Below are 17691 nucleotides of genomic sequence, written 5' to 3'. Positions count from 1 at the left end.
ATCTTTGCCGCAAGCTGCTCGCCCATGCCGCGTTTCCTGACGCTCCATGAAGCTTGCCCGCGCCCTCGCCTGTCTCTTTGTCCTCTGCCCTTCGCTCTTCGCCGCGAAGCCCAACGTCGTCTTCATCCTCGCGGATGACCTCGGCTACTCCGACCTCGGCTGCTACGGCGGCGAGATTGAGACGCCGAATCTCGATTCGCTGGCGAAGAACGGCCTGCGCTTCACGCAGTTCTACAACACCGCCCGCTGCTGGCCCACGCGCGGTGCTTTGATGACGGGATTCTACGCGCAGCAGATTCATCGCGATGGGCTGCCCCAGGTCGGCGGTGGTGGTCAGGGCGTGCGGCAGTCTTGGGCACGATTGCTGCCAGATTTCCTCAAACCGGCGGGTTATCGCAGCTACCACAGCGGGAAATGGCATATCGACGGCAAGGTGCTCGACGGCGGCTTTGACCGCTCGCTCGACACGCGCAATCAAGGAAACTTTTTCACTGCCGAAGGCAATGCCATCGACGACGTGCCCGTGAATCCGCCTGCGCACGAAAAAGGTTACTACACGACCATCGCCACCGCTGATCACGCGATTGATTGCCTCAAAGACCATGCGGCGAATCATGACGCGAAGCCCTTTTTCCACTACATCCCCTTCATCGCGCCGCATTTCCCGCTGCATGCGCTGCCGGAGGACATCGCGAAGTATCGCGACAAATATCTCGAAGGCTGGGACAAGATGCGCGAGGCCCGCTTCGCCCGCCAAAAGGAGATGGGCATCACAAACACGACTTTGTCGGCCTTGGAGCGTGAAGTCGGCCCGCCGTATGCTTTCCCAGATGCGATGAAGGCGCTCGGCTCTGGCGAAGTGAATCGCCCGCTGCCATGGAGCGAGCTGACCGACGAGCAGCGCCGCTTCCAGGCCACGAAGATGGCGATTCACGCCGCGATGGTGGACCGCATGGACCGCGAGATCGGCCGCATCCTCGCGCAGCTCAAAGCGATGGGCGCGTTTGAGAACACGCTCATCTTTTTCGCCTCTGACAACGGCGCGAGCGCCGAGATCATGGTGCGCAATGGCGGCCATGATCCCGCCGCATCTCCCGGCAGCGCCGCGACCTATCTGTGCCTCGGACCCGGCTTCTCCAGCGCCTGCAACACACCTCATCGCCGCCACAAGACCTGGGTGCATGAAGGCGGCATCAGCACGCCGCTCATCGCCCACTGGCCCGCAGGCATCACAGCTAAGAACGAGTTGCGCACCACTCCAGCCCACGTCATCGACATCGTGCCCACCGTGCTCGAACTCGTCGGCATCGAGAAGCCGAAGGAATGGAAGGGTGAGCCGATCCCGGAAGCACCCGGTCACAGCCTCGCGCCTGCTTTTGCGAAAGATGAGACCATCGCCCGCAACTCGCTCTGGTGGCTGCATGAAGACAACAAAGCCATCCGCGTTGGCGATTGGAAGCTCGTCGCCGCCAAAGGCGATGCCTGGGCACTCTACGACCTGAAAACCGACCGCGCCGAGCAAAACGATCTCGCCGCCAAGATGCCCGACAAGGTGAAGGAACTCGAAGCCGCGTGGCAGAAGCAAACCGATGACTTCACCACGCTCGTAAAGAAAACACTCTCCGATCAGCCGAAGGGCAAAGCCAAAGGCAAGAAGGCGAAAAAGTAATCTTCCATCATGAAGCGTCTCTGCGTCTTCCTCTTCGTCCTTTGCCCTCTGCTCTTTGCGGCACAGCCGAATGTCGTCTTCATCTACGCAGACGATCTTGGTTTTGGCGATCTGGCCTGCCATGGGCATCCACGCATTCAGACGCCGCATCTCGACAGGATGGCGAAGGAAGGCACTGACTTCTGGAGCTTCACGGTGGTGAATCCGGTGTGCTCGCCGAGTCGCACGGGCATCGTGACGGGGCAGTTTCCCTCGCGCTGGGGTGTGCATCAGCACTTTGCCACGCATGAGCAAAACGTGGCGCGTCAGATGCCTGACTGGCTCGATCCGAAGGCACCGCTGCTGCCGCGTGTGATGAAGGAAGAGGGCTACAAGACCGCTCACTTCGGCAAATGGCATCTCTCCGGCGGCAACATCGAAGGCGCGCCGCTGCCCGCCGCCTACGGCTATGATGACGCGGCGGTGTGGACCGGGCCGGGCGCGCATGTCTTTGACGGGCTGAAGTATGAGTTCGCCAATGGCGACGCCTCCGCGCATGACACGCACGCGGCATCGTGGATCAGCGTGGCGGCCACAGATCACGCGCTGCGTTTCATCCGCGAGGCCAAGGGCGCTCCCTTTTACCTCAATCTCTGGCTGCATGAGACGCATCACCTCGTCTCCGCCACGGAGGACGACAAAAAGCCCTATCCCGACGTGCCGGAGCCGCAGCGGACGTATTACGCGGCGGTTTCACGTGCGGACCGGCAGGTAGGACGCGTGCTGGATACGCTCGATGAGTTGGGCCTCGCGAACAACACTCTCGTCATGTTCTCCAGCGACAACGGACCGGAGAACAGCCACTCGCAGCCTGGGCAGAAGTTTTATCACAGCCAGGGCAGCACGGGCGGGCTGCGTGGTCGCAAGCGCAGCCTGCTCATGGGCGGCGTGAATGTGGCCTTTCTCGCACGCTGGCCCGGAGTGGTCCCCGCAGGTCGTGTGGACAAGGAGACCGCGCTCGCTGCTGTGGATGTCTTTCCCACTGTGCTCGCTGCCACGGGCGTGAAAACACCTAAAGGTTATACCTCCGATGGCGAGAGCATGCTCCCCGCGTTTAAAGGCGGAAAGCAGGCACGCACCAAGCCCGTCTTCTGGTGGTGGCAGGGCGGCCACGCTGGCGATGACTGGCCCGCCTTTGCCATGCGCGAAGGATCGCATGTGCTCATCCTCGACGAGGCGAAGCAGCGCGTGGAGCTTTTCGATGTCATCGCGGATCGTTTCCAAACCAACAACCTCGCCAGCGCCGAACCGGAACGCGTGAAGCGCATGACCACGGCCATCGACGATTGGTTTGCCACGCTCCCCAAAAGTGTCGATCCCGCGCTGCGGGCCAAAGCCGCGCCCAAGTCTGCTGCGAAGCCTTCCAAGCCCGCCGAGAGCACACTGGAGACCCGCCTCCGTGCCTTCAAGAACTGGGACAAGAACCAAGACGCCCTTCTCACACTCGACGAATACCGCAACGGCCTCGCGAAGAAGGATAACGTCGAGAATCGCTTCAAAAACTTCGACCAGAACGGCGACGGTAAAGTGACCCGCGAGGAGTTTGCCGGAAAAGCGGTGCCATGACGCGGCATGTGGATTTCAGGCTGTCGGATGAGCATCGTGGGCTGTAGTTCAGCACTTCATCCGCGTTTCAGTCTGCATGAAGCACCTCCTGTTTTTTCTTTTCGCCCTCTGCCCATCGCTCTTCGCGGCGGAAACGCCAAACATCGTCCTGATTCTCGCCGATGACCTCGGTTATGGCGATGTGGGTTGCTATGGCGCGACGAAGGTGAAGACACCGAACATCGATCGGCTTGCCAGCGAGGGTCGAAAGTTCACGGATGCGCATTCGGCTTCGTCGGTGTGCACACCTTCGCGGTATGCGCTGCTCACGGGCGAGTATCCGTTTCGCAAGGATCTCTGGCGACCGGTCATGAATCCGAGCCCGCTCATCGTCGATGTGTCGAAGCCGACGCTGCCGGGCATGTTGAAGCGTCAGGGCTATGCCACGGCTTGTTTTGGCAAGTGGCACCTCGGTTTCGGCGACAAGCCAAAGCCGGATTGGAACGCTGATTTGAAGCCCGGGCCGGTTGAGTGTGGCTTTGATCACTACTTTGGCATTCCCGTGGTGAACAGCCATCCGCCCTTCGTGTGGGTGGAGGACCATCGCGTCGTCGGCCTCGATCCGGCTGATCCGCTGAAGTATGGCGGCAAGGCACAGACGCGCTTGTTTCCCGAAAAGATGCTCGCGCCGGCCATGTCCGGCGGAAAAGCCGCGCACGCCCTCTACAACGAGGAAGAACACGGCACCACGCTCACGGAGAAAGCGGTGAACTGGATGCGCGGCCACGCGGGTCGGCCGTTCTTCGTTTATTTTGCCACACCGCACATCCATCATCCCTTCACGCCGGGCGCGAAGTTCAAAGGCAGCAGCGAGGCCGGGCCGTATGGCGATTTCATCCAGGAGTTCGACTGGATGGTCGGGGAAGTGATGCGCACGCTCGATGAATTGAAGCTGCGCGAGAACACGCTCATTATCCTCACCAGCGACAACGGTGGCATGCTCAATCAAGGCGGCCAGCAGGCCTGGAAAGCGGATCACCGGCTCAATGGCGACCTTCTCGGCTTCAAGTTCGACTCCTGGGAAGGCGGCCACCGCGTGCCCTTCATCGCTCGTTGGCCCGGGAAAATCGAGGCGGGCAGCGTGTCCGATCAACTCATCTGCCAGATCGACCTCCTCAGCACCTTCGCGGCGCTCACCGGTTCCGAAACCACAGTGCCGGACAGTCTCGACGTCCTGCCTGCCTTGCTCGGCAAGCCTGACAAGCCCCTGCGCACCGAGCTCGTGCTCGCCCCGAATCGAAAAACCCATCTCGCTCTCCGCGACGGCCCCTGGCTCTACATTGGCGCACGCGGCGGCGGCGGTTTCGGCGGCACCAAACCCGGCGACCACGCCCTCGGCGGCGGCGGAGCGCTGAAATTCACCGGCGAGACGAACAGCGACTTCATCAACGGCAAACTCAAGACCGATGCGCCCGAGAAGCAGCTCTACCACCTCATCCATGACCAACGTCAGACGACGAACGTGATCCATGAGCATCCGGAGATCGCGAAGCGCATGGCTCAGCGCCTCGTCGAGATCCAATCAAGGAAGGGCGGTTTGTAACCGCCCCGAGGCGCTTGAAAAGCGCCGCTCCTTGGCCGGAAAACGGCTAAAACGCACCGAATTGGACTGGAGTATTCGTTCGTTCCCTCGAACCGGAGCTTACGCTCCCAAGAACCAAGTTCAGCCATCGTATTCCACTTCAACCATGCGCCAGATCATGTGGCAGCAGAGACGGCTGCACCACACTCCCAAGTGCGTTTGCCGGTTGTTGCATCTCTCCTGTGGTCTCAGTCAGTGAATCCACGGGCACAGGCTAGAAAGCCCATGCTATGGCGTTTCACGCATCACCATGCGCCTTCTGATCCTCCTCATCTTCGCCCTTTGCCCTTCGCTTTTTGCGGCGAAGCCGAACATTCTCTTCCTATTCGCCGATGATCAGCGCTACGACACGCTGGGTTGCGCTGGGCATCCCATCGTTCAAACGCCGACGATTGATCGTCTCGCGGCTGAGGGCGTGCGCTTCAGCAATGCGCATGTCACCACCGCCGTCTGCTGGGTGAGCCGCGCGGTCGTGCTCACCGGCCAGTGGGTGCGTACGCATGCGAAGCGCGATGCGATGCCGCAGGTGCTGCCGGAATCCTTGAGCACGATGTTTCCCGAAGTGCTGCGGCAGGCGGGGTATCGCACCGGGCATTTCGGCAAGTGGCACATGATCGCCCCGCCGGGCTTCAAGCCCGAGGAGCATTACGACGAATACGAGGCCGTCACTCGAAATCCCTATTTCAAGACCATGCCGGATGGCTCGAAGCGACACGAGACGGACATCGTGTGCGACAAAGGCATCGAGTTCATCAAGTCACAGCCAAAGGACAAGCCCTTCTGCCTCAATCTGTGGTTCAACGCCGCTCATGCGGAGGACAACGATCATCGCCCCGGCATCGGTTTGTATCCGTGGCCGCCGTCTGTGGATGGCCTGTATGAGGACCGCAGCATCCCGCCGCCGCGCCTTGGCGATGCGGCCATCTTTGACGCGCATCCGCAGTTCCTCAAAGACAGCATCAACCGCGAGCGCTTCTTCTGGGGCTACGACACACCGGAGAAGTATGAGACGAATGTGCGCGCCTACTACCGCATGATCAGCGGCATCGACAAAGGCATCTCGCGTGTGCTTGCCGCGCTGAAAGAGGCCGGGCTGGCGGACAACACGATCATCGTCTATTCCGCCGACAACGGTTATTACCTCGGAGATCGCGGCTTTCAGGGGAAGTGGTCGCACTATGAGGAGTCGCTACGTGTGCCAATGGTCGTCTATGATCCACGTTTGCCGAAAGAGAGGCGTGGCAAGGTCTGCGATGATCTCGTGCTGAATGCCGACCTCGCCCCGACCTTCCTCGACTGGGCGGGTGCGAAGCGCCCCGAGGGCTACGAAGGCCGCAGCCTCTCCACCTTGATCGAAGGCAAGGGCAGCGACAAACCCTGGCGCACGCACTTCTTCTGCGAGCACGTCGATCTCGCGCCCACGCTCACCTGGGAAGGTATCCGCGATCAACGCTATGTTTATGCGCGCTACTTTGACCAACAGCCCGCCTACGAGTTCCTGCACGATCTGCAAACCGACCGCGACCAATTAAAGAACCTCGCCACCGATCCTGCACACGCCGAGACCTTGAAGAAGATGCGCGAGCTCTGCGATGCGGAGATGAACGCGCGGGGCGGGGCATTGCTGCCGATGGATCAACGCGGCTCGAAGAAGCCCGCCAAAGGCAAGGCGAAGGCCAAGGTGGCGAAGTGACGCCTCATTCGCCTGCAATCGCCGAAGGATTCACACCGCATCGTCGTTAGCACGGGTCCATCCACCATGCCCACGATCCGTCTTCTTCTCTTCGCTCTCTGCCCGTTGCTTTCCGCTTTCGCGGCCCCGCCGAATGTCGTCGTGTTCCTGGCCGATGACGCGGGCTGGGGCGATTACAGCCACTCCGGCAACAAGCAGGTCGCCACTCCCAACATCGACTCCATCGCGAAGGGCGGCGTGTCACTGGACCGCTTTTATGTCTGTCCGGTGTGTGCGCCGACTCGCGCGGAGTTTCTGACCGGGCGGTATCATCCGCGTGGTGGTGTGCGTGGCGTCTCCACCGGGCAGGAGCGGCTCGACCTCGGTGAAAAAACCATCGCGGACGCGTTCAAGGCCGCGGGTTATGCCACCGGCGCGTTTGGGAAGTGGCACAACGGCAGCCAGTGGCCGTATCACCCGATGGCGCGTGGCTTTGACGAGTACTTCGGCCACACCTCGGGGCACTGGGGCGAGTACTTCGACGCGCCGCTGGAGGAGAATGGGCGCATGATCCGCACGCAGGGTTACATCGTGGATGTCTGCACGGATCGCGCCCTCGGCTTCATCGACAAACACAAGGACAAGCCCTTCGTCTGCTACCTCCCCTTCACCACGCCGCACTCGCCGTGGGCCGCTCCAGAAGCGGACTGGAAGCGCTTCAAGGACAAGCCCATCACCCAAACCGCCACGCAGGCAGCACAGGAAGTGGCCGATGAAACGCGCTGTGCTTTGGCGATGATCGAAAACCAGGACATGAACGTCGGCCGCGTGCTTACTCGGCTGAAGCAGCACGGCGTCGAGGACAACACCATCGTCGTCTATTTCTCCGACAACGGCCCCAACTCCATGCGCTGGACTGGCGGCATGAAGGGCAAAAAAGGCACCACGGACGAGGGCGGCGTGCGCTCCGTGTGCTACATCCGCTGGCCCGCGAAACTCCCCGCTGAGCATACCGTCACGCAGATCAGCGGCGCGATTGATCTGATGCCCACGCTCACCGCGCTGGCCGGTGTGAAGCGCGTCGGCGACAAGCCGCTCGATGGCCGCGATCTCACGCCGCTGCTCATGCAACAGGCGGTCGAATGGCCGGAGCGCATGATCTTCTCCACCTGGGCCATGAACGCGAGCGTTCGCACGCAAACGCATCGGCTCGACAACGCGGGCCAGCTTTACGACATGATCGACGATCCAGGCCAAACCACGCCGATCAACGACAGGGAGCCAGCGCTGGCCGCAAAGCTCACCGACGCGGTCAAAGCCTGGCGTCAGGATGTGTTCGGCGCTGCCGCGGTTTTGCCCAAAGCGAAGGGCGACAAGAAGAAAGGCGGCAACGCCGTCGATCCGCGGCCGATTCCGGTCGGTTATCGCGAATTCCCCATCACCATGCTGCCCGCGCGTGATGGCGAGCCACGCGGCGGCGTGCAGCGCAGCAGCGGCGCGCCTAACTGCTCGTATTTCGTGAACTGGACCAGCAAAGACGACAGCATGGTCTGGCTGCTCGATGTCCACACCGCCGGAAAATACGAGGTGACCATCGACTACACCTGCAAGGTGCCCGATGTCGGCTCCACCATCGAGCTGGCCTTCCAAAACACTCAACTGAGCGGCAAAGTCGCCCCAGGCTGGGACCCACCACTTTACACGAACCAGGACACCCTCCCACGCCCGCATGGTGAAAGCCAGATGAAGGATTTCCGAATGCTCAAACTCGGCGAAATGACCCTGCCAGCCGGCCAAGGCCCGCTCACGCTCCGCGCCCTCGACATCCCCGGTGCCTCCGTCATGGACGTGCGCCGCGTCACGCTCACGCTGCTGCGGTGAAAAAGATGAGCAGGGATTCTTGGTTGTTTGACTGCCTACGAAATGCGTCTTGCCTGCATTCCTAGCCTTTGATAAAAACAAATTCACAAGCTTGGTTGTGGACGACTCCGATACGCCCACAATTTATCGCGGATAAAAACGTTCGGCGATTCCTCGCGTCTCCCGTGAACGGAAACCAAGAAAGTCACCGATAACTCGACACGAACCATGACAGCCGACGAGTTCACTCAGAGCATAATCACCGAGGTCGTGGACGGTAACTCTGCGTTTTACGAGAGCACCTTTCGCGACACACGCCCCGAGCAGGCGTCCGACCCACACTGGCGCGCGGCGTTAGCCATGTTCGCCTCACTGCCCGAGTCGCAGCGCCCAGCCTTCTTTGCCGTTCTTCGTCAGGTTGCCGTGGATTCCGTGTCGAACGTCTTCGGCATTCTCGACGGCAGTTCCTCACTCGGCAGTCACTCCGAGGAGTTCCGTCTCAGCACTTCCACAGGCGAACGTCTCACCGATTTGCAGGACCGCTTTCTTTCTCATTTCACGCCATGAGCCAACACCCGGAGTCGCCCGTTCAATGAGCTTTAACCTACCCGAATCCGCCGTCGATTTTCTCCGAGTTGGCAAGCAACTCCAATACGACGAGTCGCAGTGCGAGGCGGGTCGCGTTGGTCTCAAGCAACTTGACCAACTCTCCCTTGGCGAGGTCTGGATTGGCACTGAGTCTGAGAGCGATCCTCACCACGACGATGATGGTCACTACGCCATTCCAGCCGTTTCCCTTTCCGGAGAGTGTGCCAGCTACAGTCCAGAGTTCATCCTGCTTTGGTTGCCGGAGGACCGGCTGTTCGGAGCATGGGACTGCGATCACTGGATTCTGACCGTCTTTCCCGATGCCACCTGGGAGGACATCGTTGCAGACCCACTGACTTACCTCAACTCGCAGTGGTATCCCGGCGCTGGTGGCGGTGTTCCGTTCCAACCGTGGCCCAAATATGAATTCAAGCTCGGGCGTCCATTCTGAACAACTGTTCAACCATGCGCTGTAGAAAGCCGCCCCGGACGATGATGCAAAGCTTGGGACTGACATTCGCAGAACTGGGGTCATCCGCCAAAGAACGGCTATAGTCCGAGATGGATATGCGCCGCTTCACACTCACCCTGCTACACAGAAATTCATGAAACCGCTGCTCTGTCTATTTTCGTCATTCGTCATTGCTTCGCTTCGCTCACCCCTGCCGGGCAGCATACGCTTCGCGATGCTGGCTGTCTCGCTATGCTCGGCTCTGCATTCGTCATTTTCGGCGCAGCCCGACTCCGCCAAGGCTCCGACGGGAAGGCCCAACATCATCCTCATCATGGCCGACGACTTCGGTTACGAGTGCGTCACTGCAAATGGTGGCGAGTCGTATCAGACGCCGCATCTCGACCGCCTCGCGGCCAGCGGCATGCGCTTTGAGCACTGCCACTCGCAGCCGCTTTGCACGCCGACGCGGGTGCAGCTCATGACGGGCAAGTACAACGTGCGGAACTACCTGAACTTCGGCACGCTCGTGCGCACGGAGACGACTTTCGGGCATCTCATGAAAAAAGCGGGCTATGCCACCGGCATCTGCGGCAAATGGCAGCTCGGGCACGAGACGGACTCGCCGCAGCACTTTGGATTCGACGAGTCGCTGCTCTGGCAGCAAACACGCCGGCCGCCCCGCTATGCGAATCCCGGCCTCGAACTTAACGGCGAGGAGAAAGAGTATCCTCAGGGCAGCTACGGCCCCACGCTCATCAACGACTTCGCCCTCGAATTCGTCACGCGGCACAAGGAGCGGCCTTTCTTCCTCTACTACCCGATGATTCTCACGCATGATCCTTACCAGCCCACGCCGGACAGCCCGGGCTGGGACCCCACAATCAGCAACGAGGCGAAACAGCGCGATGTGAAGCACTTCGCCGAGATGGTGGCCTACATGGACAAGATGATCGGCCGTCTCGATGCGAAACTCGGCGAACTAGATATCCGCGACAACACGCTGCTCCTTTTCACCGGCGACAATGGCACTGGCAGAGGTGCGACGAGCCGCTTCAAGGGCGCGGATTTCCCCGGCGGCAAAGGCAGCACGACGAACAGCGGCCATCATGTGCCGCTCATCGCAAGCTGGCCCGCCGTGATGAAGCAGGGCCGCGTGAACCGCGATCTCATCAGTTGCGCCGACTTTCTGCCGACGATCTGCGCTGCCGCCAGTGTTGAGGTGCCCGTCCATTTGGATGGAGTGAGCTTTCTACCTCAACTGCGTGGTGAAACCGGCTCGCCGCGTGAGGCGCTCTACATGTGGTATTCGCCACGCCAGAAGTTCGACCTCAAGGTCAGCGAACTCGCCTTTGATCACAGCCACAAGCTGTACCGCAGCGGAGAGCTGTACGACCTTCAAGCCGATCCCATGGAGAAAGCCCCGCTTACCGGCGATCAGCCTAGCAGGGCCAAACTCCAAGCCGTGCTCGACCAATACAAGGACGCCCGTCCCGCCGAGCTCGACCGTCTTTTTGAGTCCGCGATGAAGAATGAACCCAAGCCTGCCAAGAAGGGCAGAAAGAACAAAAAGGCGGAGTAAGGCAGCGACGCCCAGTCTTCACAGGAGCGTCACCACCGCCAAGTGATGGAAATGATCATTTCGCCACCCCTGCCACGGCGATGCCGATTTCCACCGTCGGCTCCGTGGCATCGTTCAACGGCAGCTCGGTGGGCAGGCCGTTGGCGGATTTCAAATCGTTGCCCACGGACCACAGCAGGCCACGGGCGAGGTTGTATTGCAGCGGAGCGCCGGTGTAGGGATCGACGGGCACATCGAGCAGGTAATTGAAGGTGCGGAGCTGCTCCAGCGTGGCGGGCAGCGTCTTTCGCTCCGCGATGCAGCGGCGAATGGCGAACAGCGTGACGATCAAATTGCCCCGGGCGCGCACGAGGCCGAGAAAGGCGGGCAGAGGCGTGTAGGTCTTCATGCGGCGTGTGAAATAGGCCTGTCCTTCCGAGTTCGGCTGGAAGGAACCTCCACCACCTGGGACGTTTTTGAGCCGCACCTCGGAGGTCTGGGCCAGCGGTGCCTTGGCTTCGTCACGCAATTGACGAAACGCATGGGCAAAGAGCTGCACCGTTTCGTTCGGCTTAAAGAACAAGCGCCCCGGACGCCGCAATTGCGCCCCGCCAGGCATCGTGTCGGCCAGCTCGCCGCTTTTCGGCCCGAGGATGAGCTTCTTCTCATGCACATAGAAGGCGTTCATCGCACTCTCCAGCAGCTCGGCACCCGGCTGGCACACGCTGAACTGGCGCTGAAACTGGCGCAGCGTCGCTTCGGAGAGCTTCGTCTGCCGCAGCAAATCGGCGAGAGTCTGCGCGGCGCAGGTCTGCGCCTCCAGCGAGCGCTGATAGCATGAAGGCCAGGCCCACAGCGGCTCCAGCCGCCAGCCGATTTCCGCCAGATCAATCGCCGCCGTGAAGGCCTCCTCCTCTTGCATGCGCCGGGAAAGGTAGGCCGCCTCCGCTTGTTTCAAACGCAGCGCCTGATGCCAGCGTGGATCGCTGCACGGGTCCGCCGCATGCCAGGCGGAGTGCGCGGGATGCCAGTCGGCGTCTTCGAGAAGATCTCGCAGATTGTCCAGCGCCGCGCCGTTCGACTGCACGACGCGTGAGAGCGCCGGCGTGTCCCACAGCCAGGGCGGTTTGCCGTAAAGTGTGGTGTCCTCGAAGGGGACGAGGGAGTCTAGGAAGCGCCGCAGCTTTTCCGGCGTCTGAAGGGTGAGCGTCTGGTCCACCGGGCGCCGCAGCTTTAAATCCTCATCCGCGCCGAGTTCAGGATCATCCAGATACACCCAGGCGATGAACACGCACACGAGCAGCCCCAGGCTTAAAACCGCCAGGCTGGACCACGAGGCCTCGCGCTCAGGAGGCAGATGAGGTCGTTGCTCGTTCGTGGCCGGTCGCGCAGGAACGACCCCATTCGGAGCGGCCGACTCCTGTTTGGGCTCTGCTGCCGGGGTGGGTCGGATCACCGGCTTGGGCCTTGGTTCGGTCTCACGCGGCCTTGCCGGCTCAGGCTCGTCCTCCTCGATCCACCGGCTTTTTTTTGCCGGGGGCGCGTCCTGCCATTCGTGATCCAACTCCCAGGGCGATGCCCACATACCGCCGCTCTGCCCGCTATGCGCGGGCTTCTCGGCAGGAGTTTCGGACGGCGTATGGGGCCGGATCATGCGGCGCAGTATGTACGCATGAACGCGTGCGGGCAATGCGCGTCATCGCCACGCTAGGAAACGATAAGCGCCCAGTGGATGCGATTGAACGCTCACCTTCCATTCCTGACCGAGACCGAGCGCCTGGCGCAATTCATCTCGGCGAAAACCTGCGCGGATGCTCACCGGCATGTCATGACGATGCACATGATTCAACTCGGCAAACTCACAAAACAGCCGTCCTAGGATCGTGAAAATCCACCACCGGGCCGGTTCTACCGCCACCAGGAGCCGCGTGGCCGGTGATATGCGCGAGCCAAGTACCCGAAGCTGCTCGTTCGTGAAGTGATGCAGAAACAAATTCGCAATCACGATTCGCGTCTCCGGCAGAGGATGCGCCAGCACGTCGCCACAAGTCCATCCCGCGCCTGCGGGCCAGTGATCCGGCATGGCAGCCAGATCGACGGCGTGCAGTTCCTCTTCCCGGCATAAATTCAATTTCAGCAGGCCCAAAGAGAGCGTGCCATCACCCGCGCCGAGTTCGGAGATCGGCCAGCCCGGCTCACCATGACGACGAAGCATTCGCTCGATCCAGCGGTGATTCCCCATGATGGCATTCACCAGCACCATCTCCTCACGCGCACGCAGCGCGTCAGGATCATGCTGCGGAAGCAGGTCGAGCAATTCAGGCTGGATGTCGCGGTGTTTCATCTTGGCAGCCGATGACTGAAAGGGCTTGCACCGTTAACTACGCCTGTCGGCGGCTGGCAAGCAGCCATTGTGCGTCGTGGGTCGGCCAATCCTGTCAATTTTCATTCGAAGCCTGGCTTTTCAGAAGCTCCGTTTGCACGACAAGTGGCGAGCATCGAACAATGCCCGCTCACGGACGCACGCATGGATCCATCCTCTGAACAACCCCACCCAAGAGGCGGCATCACGCAGTTTTTTGTCGAGCATCGCATGCTCGGTTGGTTCACGATGGCTGCCACGCTCGTCTGGGGCTGGTTTGCTTTTCAAAGCCTGCCGCAGCAGGAAGATCCGACGTTTCCGACGCATGATGCGGTGCTCATCACGGTCTGGCCGGAAGCCAGTGCCGGAGACATGGAGAAAGAGGTCACCCAAAAACTCGAAGCCGCGCTTTCGAAGCTGCCCACGCTCGAAAAACTTCAGTCGCAGTCGAAGGACAACATCTCCACCCTCGTCATCACGCTGAAGACGGACCGCAAAGAAGTCATTGATGAGCAGTGGAAAAAGGCGCGGGAGATCCTCGCCACCGTCAAACTGCCTGAAGACTGCGAAGATCCTCGACTCGAAACCGACTACCAGCTTCCCGCCACGTTGCTCTTTGCCGTGCTCGGCGATGAAGCGGCCACCGCAGCCGATTTGGTCGAGAAAGAACTCAAAACCGTGCCCAGCACCGGCCGCATCCGCCAGTTTGGTCATGCACCCGAGGAGATCCTCTCCTTCGAAGACATGGCCGCAGCCAGTTACAGCGTTCGTACACTGCATCGCGAGCCAAACGGGCCTTTGAAGTCCTCCACCAGCGTTCTCGTCGCCATCGAGATGAAGGCTGGAAGCATCATCCGCGACTTCAAAACAGCCGTGCTGGCCAGGATCGACTCGATGAAGTTCCCGGCCGGCATCCGCGTCATCACCGTCTCCGATCAACCTGCCGCCACCGCGCATCGCATCGGCGAGTTTTTGCGCTGCTTCATCGAGGCCGTCATCGTCGTCGTGCTTGTGGCCTTGCTGCTCATGGACTGGCGCACCGCGCTTGTCGTCGCCGTGGCGATTCCGCTCACCATTGCGATGACACTCGGCGGCATGGCGGCGCTAGGCGTGCCCTTGCAGCAGATCTCCATCGCCGCGCTCATCATCTCGCTTGGCATGTTGGTCGATGATCCCGTCGTGGCCTCCGATGGCATCAATCGCGAACTCGCTGACGGCCAGCCACGCGGCATCGCAGCCTGGCTCGGGCCGTTCAAGCTACGTCGTGCCATCTTCTTCGGCACCATCATCAACATCGTCGCCTTCCTGCCGCTCGCGCTGCTGCCGGGAGACATGGGCGCGTTCATCATCTCGCTTCCCATTGTCATCACGCTGGCGCTGGTGTCGTCGCGCATTGTGTCGATGACCTTCATCCCGCTGCTCGGCTACTACCTGCTGCGCGGCCAAAAGGGCTTCGATGCTCTCAACGGCACGCATCCGCTGCACCGCCTTGTGTCCTTCTACAAATCCGCGCTGCAACTCGCCCTGCGCCGACCGCTTCTCACCGTCATCGCCGCCTACGGCCTCCTCGCCGCCAGCACCGCGCTCATCCCGTATTTCGGCAAGCAGTTCTTCCCGGCTGCTGAGCGCAACCAGCTCCTTGTGGACATCCAACTTCCCGAGGGCAGCGCCATCGAGCAAACGATGGCCGTCACCACTCGCGTCAGCGAGTTCCTGCAAAAAGAAGACGCCATTCAAAGTGCCATCGTCGTCAGCGGCGGCGGCACGCCGATGTTTTATTACAACGTCCTGCCGCGACAGCCGGCCGCGAACGTCGCGCAGGTCCTCGTCAATACCCGCCATGCCGAGGATGTGCCCACGCTCATCGTCCATCTGCGCGAAGTACTCGACCGCGAAATCAAAGGCGCGCTTTGCCTCGTCAAACAAATTGAACAAGGTCCTGCGCTCGAAACGCCGATCCAGATCGAGATCAGTGGCGATAATTTGCAGACGAAGACCGCTCAAGTCGCCACCGCGCTGCGCGAAGCCGGTGCCTACAAGGTCCACGACGATTCCAGCGTCATCACTCGCGTCAACCAGCAGCGCACTGTCACCGTCAAAGCCCTCGCACCCTTCGGCGAACTCGCCTCCCGCATCCTCCACAAAGCCCGCGAGCATTTTCCGAAGGAAGGCATCGCCTTTGGCGGCGAGGAACGTGAATTGATCAACAGCCAGCGCGAGATGGAGCACGTCTTGAAGATCTCACTCGCCCTCATCGCCCTCGCCATGGTCATCCAGTTCCGCTCGATCATGAAATCGCTCGTGGTGATGCTCACCGTGCCGCTGGGCCTCATTGGTGCCTTCACCGGTCTCGCGACGACGCACGCCTCCTTCGGGTTCATGGCCTTGATCGGCATTGTCAGCCTCGCAGGCGTCATCGTGAGTCACATCATCGTGTTGTCCGACTTTATCGAGGAAGAACGTGCCGCCGGTGTGGAACTCGAGGAAGCGCTCATGCAAGCCGCGCTCGTGCGTCTGCGTGCCGTTCTCGCCACCGTATTCGCGACAGTGTGCGGCTTGATCCCGCTGGCTCTTACTGGCGGCGAGTTGTGGCGTCCGCTGACCGCCGTCCACATCTTCGGCCTTTTGTTTGGCACCGTGCTCACGCTGCTGGTGCTGCCGGTTCTGTATTTCCTCTTCGCGAAGTGGCGGTGGATCAAGTAGCCGAGAAAATCAGCGCCACATTCGCGCCGCCGAAGCCGCTGCTGTTGCTCATGACCACGCCGGGGGCTTCATCGCAGCGTTCCGTGAGAATCGAGATGCCTTCACACGCGGGATCGAGCTGCTGAATCTTGGCGGAGGCGGGCATGAAACCTTCGCGGAGGGCAAGGCAGCAGATGCCCGCCTCTAAAGCGCCAGCGAGGCTCAAGCCGTGACCGGTGAGAGCTTTCGTGCTGCTGACTTTAGGCTTCGCCTCGCCAGTAAACACGGATTTGAGAGCGCTCAGCTCGGCGAGATCACCCGCTGTCGTCGCGGTGGCGTGGGCGTTGATGTAATCAATGGCGGAGGGTTCCAAGACCGCGTCTTGAAGGGCGTTCGTCATGGCACGGGCGAGACCGCTGCCCGTGGGATCAGGGGCGACAACGTCGTAGCCGTCGGAGGCCTGGCCCCAGCCTTTGACCTCGGCATAAACCGTCGCGCCGCGTGCGGCGGCGTGTTCGGCGTCTTCCAAGACGAGGGCGGTTCCGCCGCCGGTGATGAGGAAACCATCGCGATTCACATCAAAGGGCCGAGGAGCCAATGCGGGATCGGTTTGAACGCTCAAAGCACGCAGCGAGGCGAAGGGCAGGATGTTGCACGGATGACAGTCCTCAGCGCCGACGACGAACATGATCTTTTGCCGGCCGAGACGAATGAGATCGCACGCGCTGCCCAAAGCGTGAGCGGACGATGCGCAGGCGCTGCTGAAGCCGACAGAGGCGCCTTTGATGGCAAACTTCGCGGTGAGATTGAGGTGAAGAGAGTTCGGCATGCCAGTCACCACAGTCGGCGCTGAGGTGCGGGCGGGGCCACGAGTAAGCACAGACTCAATCGCCACATGTGTCATCCACGCGGAGCCTGCTGAGGCACAGTACAAACCGGTTTGCGGCACTGAAACGAGCGCGGCATCGAGTTTGGCGTCACGGATGGCTTCTTCCATCGCGGCGATGGCGAAGACAGCATTGGGCACTAGCGTGCGGAGCTGAGCGCGGCTGATCTGGACATTCGGCGGGAAGGTCCAGTCGAGCGGATCGGCGGTGGGAAAAGTGAAGCCTTTCACCGTGCCTGCGAGCTTCACGCGATCGTTTGCGGCGGCGAGTTCTGGCATGAACTCGATGCCACTGCGGCCCTCACGCAGGCTTTCGAGCACCGCCGCACGGCTGTTGCCGATGCTGGAGATGAAACCTAGGCCGGTGACGACGACGCGCTTCATGCAGCGAGCTTGGTTCGCAAAAACGCCTTCAACTGACCGAGGGTGCGGATGTCGTTCATCTCCTGATTGGCCACGGTGATGCCGAGCACTTCCTCAGCCGTCATGACGACCTCGATCATGCCGAACGAATCCATGCCAATGTCTTCGATGAGCCGCGATTCATCCGTGGCGGCCGCCACTCCCTCGGCATTGGGATTCGTCGTGTCTCGGCCCAGCACGCCAAGGATGATGGCGGGCAGTTCGTCCAGATCACGAGTTTCCTCAAAGCGCATCGCGGCAGCCACGGTGGCCTCGCTGCAATGCTTGAGCGACTTGGCGATCTCCTGCTTTCGTTCTTCGGTGATGGGCAT

The 17691-nt window shown here is 61.1% G+C and carries 13 protein-coding genes; 9 read left to right on the top strand and 4 right to left on the bottom strand.

Annotated features, from left to right (window positions below; all coding sequences use genetic code 11):
* The first annotated feature begins 46 nt into the window (after positions 1 to 46).
* The 8 genes from ACILSI_RS01365 to ACILSI_RS01330 all read left to right on the top strand — a co-directional run bounded on the left by ACILSI_RS01365 (position 47) and on the right by ACILSI_RS01330 (position 11048).
* Positions 47 to 1669 (top strand): arylsulfatase, encoded by a 1623-nt coding sequence (locus tag ACILSI_RS01365; RefSeq protein WP_395720038.1) that lies wholly within the window; start codon positions 47 to 49, stop codon positions 1667 to 1669.
* Positions 1670 to 1678: 9 nt separating this feature from the next.
* The gene (locus ACILSI_RS01360) at positions 1679 to 3274 is read left to right on the top strand and encodes a sulfatase-like hydrolase/transferase (protein WP_395720037.1); all 1596 of its coding nucleotides are present in this window, start codon (positions 1679 to 1681) and stop codon (positions 3272 to 3274) included.
* 76 nt (positions 3275 to 3350) lie between these two features.
* Positions 3351 to 4856 carry an arylsulfatase gene (locus ACILSI_RS01355; protein WP_395720036.1) on the top strand — a complete coding sequence of 502 codons (1506 nt, stop codon included), beginning with the start codon at positions 3351 to 3353 and terminating at the stop codon, positions 4854 to 4856.
* Between the two features lie 289 nt (positions 4857 to 5145).
* Positions 5146 to 6588: a sulfatase gene (locus ACILSI_RS01350; RefSeq protein ID WP_395720035.1), complete on the top strand. Its 1443-nt coding sequence runs from the start codon at positions 5146 to 5148 to the stop codon at positions 6586 to 6588.
* Between the two features lie 66 nt (positions 6589 to 6654).
* A complete protein-coding gene (locus tag ACILSI_RS01345) occupies positions 6655 to 8448 on the top strand; it encodes an arylsulfatase (protein WP_395720034.1) in 1794 nt (597 codons plus the stop codon).
* A gap of 207 nt (positions 8449 to 8655) precedes the next feature.
* Positions 8656 to 8994: a hypothetical protein gene (locus ACILSI_RS01340; protein WP_395720033.1), complete on the top strand. Its 339-nt coding sequence runs from the start codon at positions 8656 to 8658 to the stop codon at positions 8992 to 8994.
* A gap of 25 nt (positions 8995 to 9019) precedes the next feature.
* Entirely contained in the window at positions 9020 to 9466 is a 447-nt protein-coding gene (locus ACILSI_RS01335; protein ID WP_395720032.1) for a hypothetical protein, read from the top strand.
* A 154-nt stretch (positions 9467 to 9620) separates the two neighbouring features.
* On the top strand, positions 9621 to 11048 hold the full coding sequence (locus tag ACILSI_RS01330; protein ID WP_395720031.1) for a sulfatase-like hydrolase/transferase: 1428 nt from the start codon (positions 9621 to 9623) through the stop codon (positions 11046 to 11048).
* Between the two features lie 55 nt (positions 11049 to 11103).
* On the opposite strand, the gene ACILSI_RS01325 is transcribed toward ACILSI_RS01330, so the two are convergent.
* Together ACILSI_RS01325 and ACILSI_RS01320 are read right to left on the bottom strand one after the other, a co-directional pair.
* On the bottom strand, positions 11104 to 12681 hold the full coding sequence (locus ACILSI_RS01325) for a hypothetical protein (RefSeq protein WP_395720030.1): 1578 nt from the start codon (positions 12679 to 12681) through the stop codon (positions 11104 to 11106).
* 42 nt (positions 12682 to 12723) lie between these two features.
* Entirely contained in the window at positions 12724 to 13371 is a 648-nt protein-coding gene (locus ACILSI_RS01320) for a hypothetical protein (RefSeq protein ID WP_395720029.1), read from the bottom strand.
* Between the two features lie 183 nt (positions 13372 to 13554).
* Between ACILSI_RS01320 and ACILSI_RS01315 the strand changes: the two genes are divergently transcribed.
* Positions 13555 to 16092 (top strand): efflux RND transporter permease subunit, encoded by a 2538-nt coding sequence (locus ACILSI_RS01315; protein ID WP_395720028.1) that lies wholly within the window; start codon positions 13555 to 13557, stop codon positions 16090 to 16092.
* Here the strand turns inward: ACILSI_RS01315 and ACILSI_RS01310 are convergent.
* Together ACILSI_RS01310 and ACILSI_RS01305 are read right to left on the bottom strand one after the other, a co-directional pair.
* Positions 16085 to 17341, bottom strand: a complete 1257-nt coding sequence (locus ACILSI_RS01310) for a beta-ketoacyl-[acyl-carrier-protein] synthase family protein (protein WP_395720027.1) — start codon at positions 17339 to 17341, stop codon at positions 16085 to 16087. The two genes, ACILSI_RS01315 and ACILSI_RS01310, sit on opposite strands and share 8 nt — an antisense overlap.
* Positions 17338 to 17691, bottom strand: coding sequence for an acyl carrier protein (locus ACILSI_RS01305; RefSeq protein WP_395720026.1), 354 nt, complete (start codon positions 17689 to 17691; stop codon positions 17338 to 17340). The genes ACILSI_RS01310 and ACILSI_RS01305 overlap by 4 nt, the downstream gene beginning before the upstream one ends.

It is taken from the genome of Prosthecobacter sp. (assembly GCF_044232965.1).
Lineage (GTDB): Bacteria > Verrucomicrobiota > Verrucomicrobiia > Verrucomicrobiales > Verrucomicrobiaceae > Prosthecobacter.
Note: the sequence above shows the minus strand (reverse complement) of the source record. Positions and strands in the feature narration are given on the sequence as shown.